Origin of the sequence: Flavivirga abyssicola (assembly GCF_030540775.2) — a bacterium.
GTDB classification, from domain to species: domain Bacteria; phylum Bacteroidota; class Bacteroidia; order Flavobacteriales; family Flavobacteriaceae; genus Flavivirga; species Flavivirga abyssicola.
On sequence record NZ_CP141266.1, the window covers coordinates 3,684,537 to 3,704,006 of the forward strand.

10 protein-coding genes are annotated in these 19,470 nt (G+C 34.8%); 9 read left to right on the forward strand and 1 reads right to left on the reverse strand.

Features of this window, described 5'->3' with window-relative positions; genetic code table 11:
• Nucleotides 1–31 precede the first annotated feature (31 nt).
• Nucleotides 32–1,882 (reverse strand): eCIS core domain-containing protein, encoded by a 1,851-nt coding sequence (locus Q4Q34_RS15540; RefSeq protein ID WP_303315332.1) that lies wholly within the window; start codon nt 1,880–1,882, stop codon nt 32–34.
• A 281-nt stretch (nt 1,883–2,163) separates the two neighbouring features.
• Between Q4Q34_RS15540 and Q4Q34_RS15545 the strand changes: the two genes are divergently transcribed.
• The 9 genes from Q4Q34_RS15545 to Q4Q34_RS15585 all read left to right on the forward strand — a co-directional run bounded on the left by Q4Q34_RS15545 (nt 2,164) and on the right by Q4Q34_RS15585 (nt 19,413).
• Nucleotides 2,164–2,829 carry an RNA polymerase sigma factor gene (locus Q4Q34_RS15545; RefSeq protein WP_303315331.1) on the forward strand — a complete coding sequence of 222 codons (666 nt, stop codon included), beginning with the start codon at nt 2,164–2,166 and terminating at the stop codon, nt 2,827–2,829.
• Nucleotides 2,830–2,953: 124 nt separating this feature from the next.
• Nucleotides 2,954–4,087 carry a FecR family protein gene (locus Q4Q34_RS15550; RefSeq protein WP_303315330.1) on the forward strand — a complete coding sequence of 378 codons (1,134 nt, stop codon included), beginning with the start codon at nt 2,954–2,956 and terminating at the stop codon, nt 4,085–4,087.
• Between the two features lie 150 nt (nt 4,088–4,237).
• Nucleotides 4,238–7,939, forward strand: a complete 3,702-nt coding sequence (locus tag Q4Q34_RS15555) for a SusC/RagA family TonB-linked outer membrane protein (protein WP_303315329.1) — start codon at nt 4,238–4,240, stop codon at nt 7,937–7,939.
• Nucleotides 7,940–7,943: 4 nt separating this feature from the next.
• The gene (locus Q4Q34_RS15560) at nt 7,944–9,344 is read left to right on the forward strand and encodes a RagB/SusD family nutrient uptake outer membrane protein (RefSeq protein ID WP_303315327.1); all 1,401 of its coding nucleotides are present in this window, start codon (nt 7,944–7,946) and stop codon (nt 9,342–9,344) included.
• Nucleotides 9,345–9,470: 126 nt separating this feature from the next.
• The gene (locus Q4Q34_RS15565) at nt 9,471–10,916 is read left to right on the forward strand and encodes a TlpA family protein disulfide reductase (protein ID WP_303315325.1); all 1,446 of its coding nucleotides are present in this window, start codon (nt 9,471–9,473) and stop codon (nt 10,914–10,916) included.
• Between the two features lie 40 nt (nt 10,917–10,956).
• Nucleotides 10,957–12,369 (forward strand): TlpA family protein disulfide reductase, encoded by a 1,413-nt coding sequence (locus Q4Q34_RS15570; protein WP_303315323.1) that lies wholly within the window; start codon nt 10,957–10,959, stop codon nt 12,367–12,369.
• A 43-nt stretch (nt 12,370–12,412) separates the two neighbouring features.
• Nucleotides 12,413–15,268, forward strand: coding sequence for a M16 family metallopeptidase (locus tag Q4Q34_RS15575; RefSeq protein ID WP_303315321.1), 2,856 nt, complete (start codon nt 12,413–12,415; stop codon nt 15,266–15,268).
• Between the two features lie 36 nt (nt 15,269–15,304).
• Entirely contained in the window at nt 15,305–16,285 is a 981-nt protein-coding gene (locus Q4Q34_RS15580; RefSeq protein WP_303315319.1) for a cadherin repeat domain-containing protein, read from the forward strand.
• Nucleotides 16,286–16,593: 308 nt separating this feature from the next.
• A complete protein-coding gene (locus Q4Q34_RS15585; RefSeq protein ID WP_303315317.1) occupies nt 16,594–19,413 on the forward strand; it encodes a M16 family metallopeptidase in 2,820 nt (939 codons plus the stop codon).
• Nucleotides 19,414–19,470 lie beyond the last annotated feature (57 nt).

The window sequence follows — 19,470 nt, forward strand, 5'->3', positions numbered from 1 at the left end:
AATGAATCGAAATATATTTTTTACCAGTCTTCTATTTCCATTCTGCCTTACCTGTTTCCTTTAATCCACCTTGGGAAGCGGCACGTAAACCACCCAAGAGGTTTAGTTTTGGCCTATTTGCTTCGACTCCTTTTTCGGTCATTTCTTTACCTTTAAATTTTTTGATATTTTGGGCGACAGCTCCCGCTTCTCTCATAATCTTTTCAGTCAAAGATTGTGTTTTTCCGTATTTACTTAGAGCTTCTACTGCTGCCTTCTCATTTTGAAGTTGAAAGACTGTTGTCATAAAGGATAGTTTACCATGTTTTGTCTCCAGATTTTTTTCGACAGGGAAAGGGAGGTGTTTCCATGCTTCTAATGCTCCCTTGCCGAAAGTATCATTCAACATGAATTTTTTTAAACCATTGGCTATTTTTCCAACATTTATAGGTTGGCCTTTGCCCCATTCTTCTCTGGACTCTATCATTTTTGATTTCTCAGGTCCAAGCATAGTAAAGTGTGGAATGTCTGTATCTGCCAATCCAGCCCACCATGCAGCATTGAAATTGCTAATATAACCTTGATGTAAAAAGCTATTGTTGTCCGTTCGTTTCTCTAATGTAAATTCATGGATTAATGGATTAGCTACTTGTATAAGAGTTGTAGCAGTTACAGGTAATTCTAGTAATGCGGCTAATGCGCTAGCCATATCTGCTCCCACAAAATTTACGCGCTTTAATATTTTCGGTTGAGTATTCAATGATGTAAGGCGGTGTATTAATGCTTCATTAGCCATACCACATGATCCCCAGGCTGTTTGAAAACCTTCTAATGCCAGTCTATAACCATGTATTTCTGGGTGAGTCGCTTTTTCCCATGCGTCTTTAAAGTCACTGGCTTTAGGTGGAGCATAAGATTGTGGAAGGTGAACCAAAGCTTCCTCTATCGTGTCAACTCGCTCTCTAGGATGGTCGGCTGCTCGTTTACCTTTATCTGAGGCTTTTAGGGTTAAAGCATCATCTCTAATATACAATTCGTTGGATTCATAATCAGTGTCATTAATGCTTAAAACTCTAAACCATCTGTAATCAGTTCCACCTTTAGAATCTAGACTACTATAAAGTTCCTGATTAGGACCACGTCGTGAACGGATTTTATCTGATACATCTATGATTAGCAAATCGCTTTCAGTGACTTCAATTGGTAGCTCAGTTCCGTCAAATATTGATCCATCATCACTCAACTTAACGATATGTGTTATACCACTAACACCAGACTCTTTTGCAACTACTCTTTGTACTATATTTTCATTTTTGGCTAATTGTGTTGAGGTCTGATTAGAAGCACTTTTAGAATTGAATGTCTTGTTTTCTTGGGCATCATTATTAATCTGTAATGCTTTAGCTCCCATGACATCAGCTTCTCGCTCTAATCCAGCATCGTCATTAATAAGTGTTTTACCTTTTAATTGAGTAGTTGGTTTCACTCTACCTTGTTTTTGTTGTACCACATGCCAAGCTTCGTGGGCTAAATGCTTTTCTTGCCCTGAAGCGACGTGTATATCGGTACCTTGTGCATAGGCATGCGCTTGTAATTGTGCCGGTTTAGGTGAGTTGTAATGTACTCGGGTATCACTTATATCTACCCCAGATAATGTTTCTATGCCTGATTTTAATTGGTCTGGTAATCCTGTGTTATTTTCTTTTTTTTGGATTGGTTCACTAGAAATAGTGTCCATTGTTGCTTTTTGACCTGTAACTCTAGAGCTACTATCTATAGTGTCTTGAATATTACTTAACTTAGTATTACTGGCTCTTTTATCTTTAAATTGAATAAGGGGAGTACCTTTTTTTTTATTATCAGAATTCGTGTTTTTGTTTTCAGACTTGCTATGATATGGCATAAGTGTATCCGTTTATATTTAAAATAAATATATGTAAAATATAGGAATTTTCCTTTATTAAAGTTAATAAAAATCTTAAGGAGATAGTGAACGGTTTTATTATATAATAGTAAGCTTGTCAAATAGAGTAGTTATAAAAACAGTTTCTAAAATATTGGGCATGTTGTGCTTATTATGTACTTAATTGATTTTTAGTATTTTGTAGGATTGATTATTTGCAAACGGCAATAAAATTTTTGGGTTTGAGGGGTAGCTGTAACCCTTTTGTCTATCCCCATAAAATGAAAAAAGAGCGTATTTTCGACGATAAGGATCAACTGAATGTTTATATTAGCAAACAAAACTCTTTAGTTTTTATAAAAATTCTAAGCTATTCAGATAGGGATTTCATGAATATAATCATTGAAGAAATACGAAAGAAAAACCGAAAGGTCTACAAAAATTTTTTCGATAAAAATTACGCTGATCTGGTGACCTATGCCAATGGTTATCTTTTTGACCAACAGGCTAGCGAAGATTTGGTCCAAGAAGTCTTTATCTACATTTGGGAAAATGCTAAGAAAATAAAAATTAAATCTTCACTAAAAGGATATGTTGCGACTATGGTACGGAACAGATGCCTAAACTATCTTAAGTCCATTAAAATTACCGATAGTTTTCACTATTTAGAATTGAATATCCACTTGATTACCGAACATGTTTTCGACTCGACCGAAGAAGATGAAAAGAAAATAGTCTATCATCAAATTTTGAAAATTGTTGATACACTGCCAGAAAAAATGCAAAAAGTGGTTCGGTTAAAATTTCTACACAACTATACTTATGCTGAAATCGCTGAAGAATTAAACATTTCTATAAATACTGTGAAAACACATTTGAAGCGAGCAAAAGTCGCAATTACAGAATTAATAACTTCATTGCTTATTCTTTTGGAAATTAATCAATAAAGACTTTAAAACGTGAGTTTTTTTTACTCTTTATGTGAATAATTTACATTTTTTTTAATCTTTTGTCACCCAAAGTTAGAATTTAATTGTCTAAGTAGTATAACCCGTCCACAAAATAGAGTTCATGGAGTTTAAATTTATATTAAAAAAACTAGAAAATTCTTTAACTGAAGAAGAAAACAAGAGTTTCACGCTTTGGTACAATGCATCTCCTGAGCATAAAAAATACTTTGATAATGTAAAGAAAAACTACCGTAGTGATCGTTTAGACTTAGATCTTGAAAAAGCATGGAAGGAGCTGTTCGCTAAACTAGATAAAAAGTCGAGAAAACCATCATTTACGTTCTACAAATATGCCGCAGCAGTGGCTGTTATTTTAATATCATCAGGAGTTTTTTATCTTGTCAATACTCGTGAATTGGATACCAAAATCATCACGACAATTGAAAGCCCAATTCTACCAGGAACAGAAAGAGCCATCCTTACATTGGAAAATGGCGAAGAAATAGCCCTCGAAAAGGGTGAAAAATTTCAAACTGACTATATAAGTAGCAACGGTGAAAACATTACGTATAAAAATGTAACCAACTCTAAAAAAGCCAATATTGCTTATAATTATTTAAGTATTCCCAGAGGAGGAGAATTTTTTGTAACCCTATCAGATGGAACTAAAGTATGGTTAAATTCCGAATCTAAATTAAAATACCCTGTTAATTTTGTTTCAGGCGATTTGAGAAAAGTCGAATTACTTTATGGAGAAGCTTACTTTGATGTTTCCTCTAGTGTTAATCATAATGGAGCAAGGTTTATAGTGGCTACACAAGGGCAGGAAATAGAAGTTCTAGGTACAGAATTTAATATAAAAACTTACAAAAGTGATCATTTCATAGCCACAACCTTAATAGAAGGTAGGGTTGCTATTACTCATACTGATTCTAGTGTGATTTTAAAACCATCCCAACAAGCAATAGTTACCAATAAGGATTCAAATATTGTTATCAACACAGTTGATGTAGACAATGAAATAGCTTGGAAAAATGGTTTTTTCAGTTTTGAAAAACAATCATTGTACGAGATGCTAAAAACATTATCCAGATGGTATGATGTCACAATTGTTTACGAAGATGAAGCAAAGAAAGATTTTATGTTTTCTGGAGTGCTTAAAAGAACAAGTAATATAAAAGAACTATTAATCAATATAGAAAAAACAGAAAGGGTTGTATTTGAAATAGAAGGAAAAACAATTATAGTAAAATAATCAAAAAAGGGAAAAAACTAGCACCGTCCAAAGTAACAGTTTAATCCCTTGTTAATTATAGAGCCAATTAAATAACTCAATCGTAAATTTATGAAATATAATTTAAAGGAGGTCATACTCTTTAAAGATAAAAGGCTAATCGAAGTCATTATGAAATCGTGTTTTTTATTGTTTTGTACCATGGCTTTTAGTATAAATGCCAGCACTGGGTTTTCCCAAAACGCAAAGATTGTAATTGATTCAGACAGATCAATTGCTATTGAAGAAATCTTTAGGCTTATTAAATCGCAAACAGACTATCTATTTGTTTACGATGTAGATATGGTAAAAGGTACCAAACCTATTCAAGTAAAAAAAGGAGTTGTAAAGATAAAACACCTTTTAAAAATGGCACTTGAACCCATATCGTGTACTTATGAATTTGAAAGAAATACATTCATAGTCAAGAAGAAAAAAACCGTTAAAAAAGCCAATGACCAACAAGAAACATTTACCATTACTGGACGTGTTCTCGATAAAGCAGGAATACCTATAGTAGGAGCTAGCGTTGTGGTTGCCACACCGCAACCAACGGAGAGAACCTACAGAAATTCTAATTTTATAGTTAGGGGAACAGAAACAGATTTTGATGGAAGTTTTTCTTTGGAAGTATCATTAAACCTTGAATTATCTGCCTTTGCATTAGGGTTTCGAGATCATGTACAGCTTATTACCACAAAGCAAGAACAATATACCATTGTTTTAAAAGAAGAGTTGAATGAATTGGATGAGGTCGTCTTAACTGGATATACAGAAACTAATATTGAAAGGTCATCGGTAGCGGCATCAAAAATTACCAAAAAAGACATTGCGCGTCAAAAAGCAATTAATTTATCCGATAGATTAGAGGGGTTATCCCCAGGTTTAAATATCAACTCGGTTAACACTCCGGGAGGACAACAGCAAACAGAGCTCATTATACGTGGTATAAGTACTTTTGATACAGATTTTCAAGTTGGCAGTCAAAATAGCGGTCAAAAAGAACGGCAAAACTCATTGAACAGGCAACCTTTGATTGTTCTTGATGGTTTTCCTTATGAAGGCCCCTTAAATGATATAGATCCACAAACCATAGAAACCATAGATATTTTGCGTGATGCTGCTGCCACAACCTTATGGGGCATTCGCGCATCTAATGGCGTTGTGGTAATTACTACAAAAAGAGGGAGCGAATATGCAGGAAAGCCCACAATAACGTTTTCAAATAATCTAACCATCGGTACGCGTCAAGATTTAAGAGACCTGGGGTTGGCAAGTGCAGAAGAGACCATAAAAATTTATAGCAATAGTTATGAGTTAGATAATGGTCTGGACAATATAGCATTTAATGTGTTTAATGATCCTAGTAACCCATTTAACATAGGGGGTAGGTATCAGACTTTAGATCCTTTTCAACAAATTTGGGCAGATTTTTATAATCCCAACGGAGGAATTTCAGCCACAGAAAGAGATACAAGACTTGCTGCACTAGCACAAAATGACATATTAAAAGATTTTGAAAAATACCTTTTATCTCCTGGCTTTATTAGGGAGAACACTCTAAGTGTAAGAGGTGGAGATCCTCTGTCATCTTATAATTTCACAGTAACCCATGCTAATGAAGAAAGGCCTGATTTAGGAGATAAGTTTAGACGATTAAACCTTAGTTTGACTACAGATTTTAGAATCAATGAGAAAACTAAAGTCGTACTAGATGCATCATTGACATCTTCTGTGACTAAAGATAACGGCATAGGGGTTTCAAGTTTATTAACAGGAGTGGGAGGATTAAAAATATACGATCGCTTGGTAGATAATAATGGCGAACCACAGGCTATAAGAAATGTATATTCAGAATTTAGGGATGAATTTAAAACATTAGGTTTTGAAGACCCATCCTACAACCCAATACTTGATCAAAAGTTACGGGATAATGAAAACAAACGATTTAATCTAAGATTGGCAGCGGGCATCAATTATGAAATAACCGATTGGTTGACGGCCGATATAAAATATCAATACAATAGAATCATAAATGAAATAAATAATAATAAGGATGTCAGGCTTTTTGAGACCAGAACCAATAATAATAACTACATCGATGAGGTTCTTAGCGACGAGAATACAGATGTGGTACGCAATGTGCCCTATGGAGGGACATTAGAAAACTCTTATGAAAACACAATAAACAGCGTACTGAGAGGGTCTTTACAATTCAACAATACATATGGGGAATACCACAATTTATCTGCCTTGGGAGGTATGGAAGTCTCAGAAAATACAGTAGATCTTTCAAGAAGAATCTATTATGGATATAATGACAGAACTGGAGTATCCAATGTCAACTTTGACCCAACATCTGTTGAAGGATATCGTTTTGGGTCGATACCATCTTATTTGCAAGGATCTGCACGCATACAGGCTAACAATATTTTTAGACCCGATGTTGTAAGTAGGGCGGTTTCCACATTTGGTAACATTGCATACAGTTATAAAAGTAAATACAACCTAACCCTATCTGGTAAGATAGATCAAACAACCGCCTTTGGCATTAACAAAAGATTGAGCAGGCCATTGTTATGGGCCGTAGGGGGATCATGGAATTTGGCCAAAGAAAACTTTATTGCTACAGATTGGATCAACACACTAAAATTGAGAGGGTCTTATGGTGTAAATGGTAACCTTCGAAGAGGTCTATCCACGGTAGTAGTCATTGAGTATAACTTTAATGAGGAATTTACCCAAGAAAATTATGCAAACATTTCAAGTGCAGGCAACCCAAACCTCACTTTTGAGGAAACTACGACCAAAAATCTAGGTTTGGATTTTGGTTTTTTTGACAATATGATCAATGGATCTATCGATGTGTACGAGCGTGTTTCAGAAAACCTTCTGGTACCTTTCAATATCAATGAAACTTTTGGACAAACAGGAGATATATTCAGAAATGATGGAGCCATTGAAAATAAAGGGATAGAAATAAATCTAAATTTCGACATTCTAACAAATGCTGAACTGACATGGAATAGCAACTTTAATTTTTCGTTTAATAAAAATAAGGTGTTGTCCTTTGCTGAAAATAACGAACCCGTATCAACATTTTTAATTACAGATGTTAATGATGGTAAGCAAAATATTATAGGCAAAGATATTAGTTCGCGATATCGCTTTGAATGGGCTGGACTTGATAGAGATGGTAATCCACAGATTTTTAATGAGAACGGAGACATTATTGGGTATGAAGAAGGGCTTCCTTCCATTGCAGCTTTGGTTACCACAAAACCTTTTATAGCTCCTGGTTTTGGAGGTTTTAGAAATTCCTTTGGCTATAAAAACTTTACGTTGTCGTTTTTGGCCTCATTTAAGTTTGGACACGTTTTTCAAGAATCATTGGCCCAAAAATATGCCAGTACCCCAGACAAAGTATACCATAAAGATGTTTCCAATGCGTGGAAAATACCTGGAGATCAGCTTACTACCAATATCCCTGCATTACCTAGAAATGCAGACGAACTAAGCTTTGCCAGGGAAGAATTCTTTACCCTGTCCAATTACGGCATTCAAGATGCATCCTATGTGCGGTTGCGTGATGTTACATTAGGATATACACTAAATAACCTAGCTACTGAAAAAATAGGACTTGATGTCGTTAATTTCACACTTCAAGCTAGAAACCTTGGGTTGTTATGGAGAGCAAATAACGTAGGGTTAGACCCTGAATCGGTACCATTTACTGCAAACGGTTTTTCCTTTACCGACAATTTTGCACAAGCATTTAGGCCAGGCATTATACCCCCCGTTACAATTGTTTTTGGTGTCAATTTAAACTTTTAATAAAATGAGAAAGATAATACCGATAATTTTAATCATTGTAGCATTGATCAACCAATCATGCGACGATTATGTAGATATTGAACCTAAAGGTAATGCCATTGCATCTAGCTTAGATGATGTTGATCAACTATTGGGTAATGCAAGTGCTTTGTCTTTTGAACTTGGCAATGCCATACCCAATCTAGTACATGATAACATACAGCTTTCCGAAGCCGAAATTGTGACTGCTGGAAACTCTAGAGAATCTGACTTTATAGACAATATTTATCAATTAGAACCTATATTTTATGAAGGCACTCAAACCGATTTAGGTTGGAGCCGCCATTATATCAGTATAGGATATACCAATCATATTCTTGAAGTTCTTGAAGGTATTGATACAGACGATCCGTTAAAAAATGTATATGAAGGAGAAGCGAAAGTACATCGCGCATATCATTATTTTCAACTTGTAAATGTATACGGTGTTCACTATGGACTTCCTCAAGCAGCAGAGTCTGGTTCTGGAGTACCTATAGTAACTGTTTTTTCTGATGATATTGTACCAATTTCAAGAAACACGGTGAACGAGGTCTACGATTTTATAGTTCAAGATCTAGAAGATGCCATTGCAGCGTTACCAAATATAAACGGTACCAATAACCGACCTTCAAAAGCAGCTGCTTTGGGGCTTTTGGCTGAAGTGTATTTGCATATGGGCGATTACGAAAAAGCACTCCTTAATGCCGAAGATGCGCTGTCTATAAACAGCACCGTTTTAGATTATAATACAGATCTAATAGACTTTTTTGGATTATTGTCTTTACCCACAGATATAGATAATCCTGAAAACATTTTGATGAAAGAAGCTTTTGTGCTTACAGCTTTTGACCCCAGAACTTTTGAGGAAATAATATTCTCTGGGTATTCAGATGAACTTTTAAGCATCAGTGATGTGGATAACGATCTACGTTTTCTATTTACTATAGAAAACCCCAATACTGGCAACACCGTTCTTTCTGATGAATATATATTTGAGCTAGGAATTACCGTGCCCAAATTATTATTAATACAAGCAGAATGTTTGGCAAGAACTGGTGACTTTGAAGAAGCTATGAACGTGGTCAATGAATTAAGAGCAAATCGTTTTGAAGCCTCATTTGTTGCCACAGATGGTCACTTACTCACCGCTGCGAATGCTGATGAAGCCATAGCTCATATTATCGATGAATCCAGACGTGAATTTCATGTTAGTGGCAAACGTTTTTTTGACATCAAACGTTTAAATGCCATTGAAAATGCAGGCATTTCCTTAACCAGAGGAGATATAACCTATGCTCCCAACAGTATCAATTGGGCAATGCCAATTTCAGAGAATGTAATCAATACGAGTAACGGACAAATACAGCAGAACCTAAGAGAGTAAATTATAAGTCTCATGCATTGTTGAATTGTAACTCTGGTAGGTAATACCAGTGGAGTTAACACTGTCTTAGCATGGTTTGTTACAACACTTATAAATCAATCATTAAATATAAAACACCGCAAAGTAATGTATAAAGTAAATAAAAAAATTAAAAACACATGGATAGGGTTAATGTTACTATTCGTTTTCGTAGGATGCAATAACCAAAAATCAAATGACACAAAAAACTATGCAGTAGTCTCGGGGCGTATTCAAAATTACGAAGATTTACTATATATGATTTCTGATAATCTTGATACCGAAATTCAAATTGAACCCGACGGTAACGGTTCCTTTAGCGATACCCTGCTTTTAGAAAAACCTGTGAGATTAAATTTAACATCCCAAAAGGGTAAAGCCTTGCAAAAAGTTGGTGTTTACCTATATCCTGGAGCAGATCTACATATAGCCATAAACGGAGATAAGTTTCTCGAAAACCTGTCTTTCTCTGGAGAAGGCAAAGAGATAGCAGATTATTTCTTGGCAAAAGCAAGGATCTTGGAACAGGATAAAGACCTAAAACCTGAGAACATGTTCAAAGGGATGACAATTAAGCCAGAAGAAGCCTTTGATCGTATCGAAAACCAGTATCGACAACTATTGGAAAAACTACAACAGCACAAAACACTTTCAGAATCTTTTATAGCCTCAGAAGAAAAACAACTTAAATATCAAAATCTGGAAAAAATGGATATGATACTTAGCTTATATAAGAATTCGAACAAAGATTCTAACCTTAAACTTCCAAAAAAATATGAAATAGAGATGGCAAATGTGCCCATTGATCTTGAAGAGGATTACAAAACATCTCGCAGCTACCAAATTATCCTAAATCACAAGATAGATCAGCACGTTAAAGAAGTTGTGCAAAAAAATCCTCAGGTCAGTAAAACAGAGGCAATGTTCGGTTGGTTAGAAAAAATGCCGAATGAATACATTAAAAACAACATGGCTTTTATGATAATTTTAGGAGCGCTGGATAAAACTGAAATGACTGCCGATAAATTAAAAAGTGCTCATGAAGGTTATTTATCCGTAGCAACTAATCAAGAACATATTAATGATGTTAAAAAGGTTTATGAGCGAAAAATGGCACTAACACCTGGCAAGCCCTCTCCGAACTTTGAAAATTACATCAACTATAACGGGGGTACCACCTCATTGGCAGATTTAAAAGGCAAGTATTTGTATATAGACCTTTGGGCAACCTGGTGTGTACCCTGCCTTGCCGAAGTACCAGAACTTAAAAAACTGGAAAAGGAATATCGTGGTACCAACCTACAGTTTGTAAGTATTTCTGTTGATTTTAAAGACGATGAAGCGAAATGGAGAAAAATGATTAAAGAGAAAAATTTACCAGGGATTCATCTTTTGACCGATGATGCCTTTGATTCTCAGTTTATCGTTGACTATGAAATTCCAGGTGTACCCAGGACCATCATTTTAGGGCCTGATGGTGAAATAATTGCATCAAATGCCTATTTGCCATCTGAACCGGAATTACGCCCCATGTTAAATACTTTGGACCTATAAAAATTATTTCAGCAATTAAAAGCAAATAATAAAGAAACAAATGAACAATAAATTTTTAATACTACTTGTAACTACATTTTTGGTATATGCTTGCAAAAATGAAAAAAAACAAAGCTCCGAACCCAAAAAAGAATACGCTATTGTGTCAGGAAAAGCCACGAATTATAGTGGATTACTCAGACTCACAAATGAAGAAGATGTATATGAACTAAAAATTAATGATGATGGTATCTTCGGAGACACGATACATTTAAAAACCCCCGACGAATACCAGTTTGAGAACGCCGTAGGACAACGCACTTACCTGTATCTATATCCTGGAGCAGAACTTAACATCAACATTAATGGAGACAACCTAGAAAAAGGTATTTCATTTTCAGGTGATGCAGCTAAAGAAAGCAACTATCTCATAGAAAAGAAAAAACTTTTGCTCAGCTATGATATGTACCCAAACCCCGAAAAAGAACTCGAAACACTACAAGAAGCCGTGGCTAACCTAGAAAAGCGACATGCCAAAATGATGGATAACCTTGAAACATCAGATGGTCTCTCTGATGCTTTCAAGGCGCTTGAAAAAAAACGATTACATTACACCTTACTGCACAGTTTGTCTGAATACGTGTCTATGACACGAACTCCAGAAAATAGAGAAGGTGTTGCATTACCAGAAAGATACAGTAAAGAACTCTCCAACTTACCAATAAATAGAGAAGCCGATTATCGCTCGTCAAAAAGTTACAGAGCATTGGTGTTTAACCAGATAATGAAGCAAACCAATGAACGCATAGGCGAAGATACCACAGTAAATTATCCAAAGGTTGAATTTGAAGTCATCAAAGAAATTCCGAACGAATATATTAGGAATGAGGTGGCGTTTTCAAGTGCAGAAGGTTCAGTACTGTATACAGATTCAGGATTGCAAGAACTACAAGATATACATGATCGTTACATGAGTGTAGCCACTAATGAAAAAAGGAAAAAGGAATTTATAAAAGTATATGAATCCAAATTGGCTAACGCGCCAGGGAGGCCTTCCCCAAAGTTCAAGGATTACGAAAATTATAAAGGAGGCACTACGTCTTTAGATGATTTTAAAGGTAAATATGTATTCATTGACGTATGGGCCACCTGGTGTTCTCCTTGCAGAGCAGAAATACCCTTTTTAGAAAAACTCGAGAAAAAATACCATGATAAGAATTTAACGTTCGTAAGTATTTCAATTGATTCTAAAAGAGATCATGATAAATGGAAAAAAATGGTAAAGGAGGAAAATATGGCTGGTGTACAATTGTTTGCCGATAAGGATTTTGATTCTGAATTCATTAAGGCCTACAACATTTTTAGCATTCCCCAATTTATATTGATAGACCCAGAAGGGGGCATTCTAAATGCAGAGTCACCAAGACCTTCAGAACTTATCCATAATACATGGTTGGAAGAACAAGGCCTTTAAAACAAAAAAAGAAGCAGTAATTAACACACTAAAAACAAAATTAATGAAACGAAATATTCAATTATCAATCGCAGTATTCTCTATGCTATTGATGGGATGCAAAACTAAAGTCGTAAGTCAACAAAGTAGCTCAAACAGTCAGGTAGTTAAAAAAACTATCGATTTAAATGAAAAAATACCTGAGAGCCAAAAAACAAGGAAGGGTGTATTAGAAAATGGTATGACCTACTATTTACATAGTACAGATATTAATAAAGATGTTGCAAGCTATTACATTATACAAAATGTAGGATCTATTTTAGAAAATGAGAACCAACGCGGATTAGCACATTTTTTAGAGCATATGGCGTTTAATGGTACGAAGTCATTCCCAGGAAAATCTATGTTAAATAAACTAGAAGAAAACGGGTTGGTTTTTGGTAGGGATATTAATGCCTATACTGGTTTTGACGAAACGGTATATAACGTTAACAATATCCCTACGACCTCAGAAATGACTGGGGTAGGGCTACAAATTCTTAACGATTGGTCCAATTATTTGCTATTGACCGATACAGAAATAGATGCAGAACGCGGCGTTATTAGAGAAGAATGGCGGACCTCTCAAAGTGGGGGAATGCGAATTATGGAAAAAAATATTGGTGCAGAATATGGATACTCTAAATACGGAGAAAGACTACCTATTGGTCTTATGAACATCGTTGATAATTTTGAATATAAGGCGCTCAGAGACTTCTATCATGATTGGTATAGAACAGATTTACAAGCCATTGCCATTATAGGGGATTTTAACATTGATGAAATGGAAGCCAAAGTCCAGGAGAAATTTTCAAAAATACCTGCCGTAGAAAACCCGCCCAAACGCTATGAAGTAAAAATAGAAGACAAAGAGGAATTGGATTTTTCCATAGCCATGGATAAAGAAGTGGCCTTTTCAAATTTGATGTTTAAGATACGTCAACCAAAATCATTAAAAGATGAGACCGTAAGAGATTTGAGAAAAGACCTTTTGAACGACATGGTAAAGTCCATTTTGAACGAACGTTTCCAGGAATTATTACAAAACCCGGAGTCACCAATATTGAGTGTGGGTGCAGATATTTCAAATTTAGCTCGTTTATATGAGAGTTTCGATTTGTATATACAACCCAAGAAAAATAAACAGCAAGATGCTTTTGCCGTGGCTATGAACGAATTAAACAGAGCAGTAAAATTTGGATTTACAAAATCTGAAATCAATAGGGCAATTACCAGCAAGCTTAAAGATTACGAGAGTGAGATTGCTAGTTTAGAAGATAGGATGCATTGGATGATTATTGAAGGTATAAAGATGAATTATCTCGAGAATAAACCTATTGCTGATGTCGCTAAAACTTACGAGATCACGAAGGCGATTTACAATAATTTAAAACCTGAAGATGTCCTGCAACATTTAAGGCAGATGTATACCGATAAAAACAGGGTAGTCATGGTAACTGGAGTAAAAGGAAATAATAATATTACTGAAACACAGGTAAAAGACATTATTAAATCTGCAGAAAATAATACATCATTAAAACCCTATGAAGATACAGGAGAAGCTGAGTCATTAATGGCAGGAACAAACTTTACTCCAGGTACCATAGCCAGTGAAAAAAAGAACGAAGCACTGGGTTTTACTACCTATACGTTAAGTAATGGGGTTAAAGTACATCACAAATATGTAGATAAGAATAAAAATGATGTTATGATAGATATTGTAAGTGATGGCGGAAGCTCTTTGGTTCCTACAGAGGATTTACCCTCTGCAGAAGCTTTGCCTATGTACTTAGAACAAGCAGGATTGGGTGACTTTTCATCAACGGAATTATCCAAAGTATTATCAGGAAAAACCGCTATGGCTCGTACCATGATTGATAATACCGAGGAAAAAATCATGGGGTTTTCAACAACAAAAGATGTCGAGACTCTTTTACAAATGGTGCATCTTCGTTTTACAAAACCCAGGTTTGATAAAAAAAGCTACGGTTTAATGATGCAAAATATAGAAGCTTATGTTAACTCAAAAGGCAAGGATCCCAGATCAAAAATGGAAGATAGTTTAACTGTCACAGTTTATGGTAAAAATCATCCGATTAAGCGTATCATAAACAAAGCATATGCCGCAGAGATTAGTTTTGAAAAAATGAAAGCTATTTACAAATCCAGATTTTCCAACCCATCAGATTTTGATTTTTTTATTGTAGGCGATATAAAGGCAGAAACCCTAAAACCACTGTTAGAAAATTATATAGCCAGTATGCCGACCACTAACGAAAAGGAACAGTGGAAGGACAATACTGTAGCGTGGCAAAAGGAAAAAATTGATAAAGATATATTCTTGCCTATGGAAGATGCCAAAGGCACAGTAAATATTGAAATTAAAAAAGATATGCCCTATAACATCAAAGACAAATTGTTGACCAGCACCCTTGGTAAACTTTTGGAATTACGTTACACGGCAACACTTAGGGAAGAAGAAGGGGGTACTTATGGAGCAAGCACCTATGCAGAACTTGTAAGGAAACCAAGAGGTTCTGCAACGATTTCTGTAAACTTTGATTGCAACCCTGAGTTGGTAGATAAACTGGTATCCATTGTACATCAAGAAATGGAAAAAATGAAAAATGGCATTATTAGTCAAGAAGATTTAAACAAAACCAAAAAGGCCATACTAAAAAAACGTAAAGACAATAAAAATAATATGGACTACGATCTTACGGCAATGCAGAACTATATTCTTGAAGGTTATAATATGGAGTTACCCGAAAACTTTGAACAAATTGTTACTGGCATAACCAAAAATCAAATTCAAGACATTGCCAAAAGAATTCTAACCAACAATCAATCTTACGAGGTCGTCTTTAAACCATTGCAATAACTTGATTAAAATGAAAACCAAACTAAAAATTAAATTATGAAATACTTCAAAAAAATACTGGTTCCACTGCTGTCGGTACTTTTAGTATCCGCTTGTACATCAGATGATGAAAACACGCCAGATAGAGGCGTTGTCGTGACCACTTTAGATTTTAACACCACAATTCTGGATAATCTAGAATTTGGTGATGTTGTAGGCAATATAAAAGGTAGAACCAATATAGGTTTGGTTTCATTTGAAATCATTTCGCAAACTCCAGAAGGTGCTTTGTCCATAGATGAAATAGTCGGTGAATTGACAGTAGCTAATCCCGATATTATTGATGCCTCTGTTAATCCTGAAATTGTTTTAACAGTAACTGTAAAAAATGGTGATGTTTCGAAAAACTCGAATATAACCATAGCCGTTGAAGCTGCTCCAGTGGATAATGATGGTGATGGTATATTTTCTGATACCGATCAAGATGATAATGACCCATGCGTACCATCTCAATTACCAAATTATACTGATTTTGATGAAACCAATCCAATTTGGATGGCAGCGGATTGTGATGGTGATGGAGACACTAATGGTGATGAGATTGCTAATGGGACTAACCCGTATGAATCTGCGACATGCGACTCAATGGTAGATACTGATATTTGGAGTGGTCCTCTTGCTTTTAAAGATGAAGTTTTTGGAGATGTTTATGAGTACAATTCAAATCCTAATTCACCACCTATAGCAGGATGTGGGTTTCTGTTTGTAAGCGACCCTCTAGATTATATTTTTAATTATGGTCCATGTGCAGATACAGATACATTAGATATTACCTTAACATTCGAACCTGACTTTGATGGGGCTACGGAGGGTACAGTATCTGTAACAGAACAAGACTATACCTGTGATTTCCTAGTATCAACTTTTACTGCTACAGGAACTTATGATGAATTGACAGAGACTATTATTCTAAATTATACGGTTGATGAAGAAGGAGATATTTTTGATGGAATTTTAACCATAACTACTGTCCCGTAATTTTTAAAGGATTTATTTGATTAGTCTTTTAAGAGGATGAAGTACAAGGCATGCCTTTACATCATCCTCTTAATTTTTTCAATGCTATCAACAAATAAAATAAGTATTATTGTTTTGTATATCAGTTCAATACAGGATTGTGGGGTTTATTACAATTAGCGTAATATAACTAAGGTCAACACACTTAAGCCATCCGAAGAGAAATTGGTAGAATTATTCAATGAATTAGATATTTAACATTTTTTTAATAAGGGTATTGTTCTTTAACAAAGTCTATGAAAGTATATAAATTAAAACACCAAATATTAATGTCAAATAGATTATTGATTTTTAGAAAAAACGCGTTGTTTCTCATTATGTTAAGCTTCATTACATTTATTAATGCCCAAAAAGCAGATCAAAAATTTTCAAAAGTAAAAGAACTTGGAGGAATTGAGGAATACTTGTATGCACCGAATGGTATGAAAATGCTATTGCTTCAAGATAATTCTGCACCCGTAGTTACTGTACAAATTGTATATCATGTAGGGTCTAAACATGAGGTTACTGGTAATACAGGCTCAACACATTTATTAGAGCATTTAATGTTTAAAGGCACAAACAAGTTTAATAAGCGTAAAGGCACTTCAATAGATAGTAAATTAAATAGCATTGGAGCTAGGATGAATGCCACAACATGGAATGATAGAACAAATTATTATGAAACGATACCAAGTGACAAAATTGAAGTGGCACTTGAAATAGAAGCTGACAGAATGCGTAATTCCTTGTTGCTCAAAGAAGATAAGGATGCAGAAATGACTGTAGTCCGTAATGAGTTTGAAAGAGGTGAAAACAATCCAAATAGTGTTTTAAGTAAAGAGGTTTGGGCCACAGCATATATGGCTCATCCCTATCATCATTCAACCATTGGATGGCGTTCGGATATTGAGAAAATGCCAATTGAAGTATTACGCAAGTTTTATAACACATACTACTGGCCTGATAATGCAACTCTAACAATTATTGGGGATTTCCAAAAAGAATCCCTTTTTAAATCGGTAGATAAGTATTTTGGAAAAATCACCAAGTCACCAAATCCAATGCCTCAACCTTATACAGAGGAACCACAACAATTTGGTCCAAGAAAAGTAGTGATTAAAAAACCAGGACAGCAAGGCGTTATTACTATTGGTTATAAAATACCAGGAAGACTACATGAAGATTTACCGGCATTGAGGGTACTGGGACAAATAATCGGTAGTGGAACCTCTTCTATAATTAATAAAACTTTTATTGATACAGGGTTAGCCCTATATGGTTATTCAAGTCCTTCAAATTTTAAGGAAGTAGGTTTATTTACTATTGGCTTAGGCTTTACTCCAGATAAAAAGCATGAAGATCTGAATGAAAAAATGCTAGAAATGATTGAGAACGTTAAAATTGAAGGCGTATTACAAGAAGATATTGATCGTATTGTAGCCAAAATTAATGCTCAAAGTATTTTTTCCAGAGATGGCTCTGGAAATATTGCAAGCCAATTGAACGAAGCTATAGCAGGAGGTGATTGGACAGATTACATTTTGGGGGCTGAAAGATTAAGAGGGGTGACTGTTGAAGATGTTAAACATGTTGCTAATAAGTATTTAATTGAAGACCAAAGTACTACGGGGTATTTTATTCCAAAGAGACTAGGGAATAATGCACCAAAAAAGGAAAAAGCCTCAAAGTATATACAGCATAATGCTGAAAAGCTATATTATAGACATCCAGATCATATAAATTCAACACACTCTAAAGTAATCGAGAACAATAATCATTCGCAAAACCCATCTACGGAAACTATTTCCACTAAGGAGAATATAAAGTCCATAGAAAATAATGATCGATTTGTTAGAAAAGAAGTCGCTAATATAGATGTTGTTACAACAAAAACGGGGGTAAAAGATTTTTTAACGGTTGCAGCAAGTTTTCCGATAGGATCTTATTTTAATACAAAAGGAAATGAGATGATACCTGGTTTAACAGCCCGGATGTTAAGCAAAGGGACATTAAAACTAGATAAGTTTCAGTTTTCACAAAAATTGGAAAAATTAGGGGTGAGTTTAAATGTGAGATCTAGTACTCATCATATAAAAATAAACTTTAAATGTCTAAAAAAGGACTTACCAAATGTCATTGATTTACTGGCTGAAGAATTACGTTATCCATTGTTTGATGAAAAAGAATTTGAGCTTTTAAAACAACAATTGGAAGGTAACATGAAACAAGGATTAACTAATCCAGGTACGTTAGGAACAATAGCCTTATCCCAGGCAATTTATCCTAAAGGACACCCCAACTATTCTTCAGACATAGAAACCTCAATAGAAGATTTAAATAAGGCAACATTAAATGAAGTAAAAGCATTTCATAAAGCCTATTTTGGTACAGCTGGGATGCGTTTAGTTGCTGTAGGTGACGTTGATACAAAAGATTTATATAAAGCACTTAGTAAAGCATTTAAAAATTGGGATAGCGGTATCACAGACAAAATAGAATATACCAAACCTGAAAAATCTAAAGCTGTTTCCAAAGTTATTACCATACCTCAAAAACCAAGTGCAGAAATGTACATTGGACAATATACTGGCATTCAAAGAGCTGATAAAGATTACATGCCCTTTTATATAGGAACTAGCATTTTAGGAGGAGGTTTTTCTGGTAGATTAATGAGAACTGTTAGGGATGAAAAAGGGTTAACCTATAGTATAAGTGCGAGACATGCTGGGCATACAAACACTGGTGGATATTGGTATGTTAACGCCTCTTTTAATCCTAGTTTATTCCAAAAAGGATTAGACGCTTCAATGCTACAAATTAAGAAGTGGGTAGTAGATGGCATTACAAAGGAAGAATTGGCGTTTAAAAAAAATAATCTTATTGGAGGGTTTAAAGTTGGTTTAGAAACTACAGGCGGTTTAGCGAATACGCTTTTAAGTTTTCTTGAAAGAGGATTAGAACCAGATTATATTGATGAATACCCTAAAGACATTGAAGTTGTGACGCTCGATGAAGTGAATAATGTCATAAAAAAGTATATAGATTTAGATAAATTAATAATTATAAAATCAGGTTCATTGAACGAAAAAGGAGAACCTTTGAATTAATAATGACACACATCCGTTAATTTTTTATATAATTATTTGAGTTAGTTGTTTATTATA

Excerpts from the sequence above, each read along its gene's own strand:
- Q4Q34_RS15540 (WP_303315332.1), bottom strand. The coding sequence starts at position 1,882 with ATGCCATATCATAGCAAGTCTGAAAACAAAAACACGAATTCTGATAAT.
- Q4Q34_RS15545 (WP_303315331.1), top strand. The coding sequence starts at position 2,164 with ATGAAAAAAGAGCGTATTTTCGACGATAAGGATCAACTGAATGTTTAT.
- Q4Q34_RS15550 (WP_303315330.1), top strand. The coding sequence starts at position 2,954 with ATGGAGTTTAAATTTATATTAAAAAAACTAGAAAATTCTTTAACTGAA.
- Q4Q34_RS15555 (WP_303315329.1), top strand. The coding sequence starts at position 4,238 with ATGAAATCGTGTTTTTTATTGTTTTGTACCATGGCTTTTAGTATAAAT.
- Q4Q34_RS15560 (WP_303315327.1), top strand. The coding sequence starts at position 7,944 with ATGAGAAAGATAATACCGATAATTTTAATCATTGTAGCATTGATCAAC.
- Q4Q34_RS15565 (WP_303315325.1), top strand. The coding sequence starts at position 9,471 with ATGTATAAAGTAAATAAAAAAATTAAAAACACATGGATAGGGTTAATG.
- Q4Q34_RS15570 (WP_303315323.1), top strand. The coding sequence starts at position 10,957 with ATGAACAATAAATTTTTAATACTACTTGTAACTACATTTTTGGTATAT.
- Q4Q34_RS15575 (WP_303315321.1), top strand. The coding sequence starts at position 12,413 with ATGAAACGAAATATTCAATTATCAATCGCAGTATTCTCTATGCTATTG.
- Q4Q34_RS15580 (WP_303315319.1), top strand. The coding sequence starts at position 15,305 with ATGAAATACTTCAAAAAAATACTGGTTCCACTGCTGTCGGTACTTTTA.
- Q4Q34_RS15585 (WP_303315317.1), top strand. The coding sequence starts at position 16,594 with ATGTCAAATAGATTATTGATTTTTAGAAAAAACGCGTTGTTTCTCATT.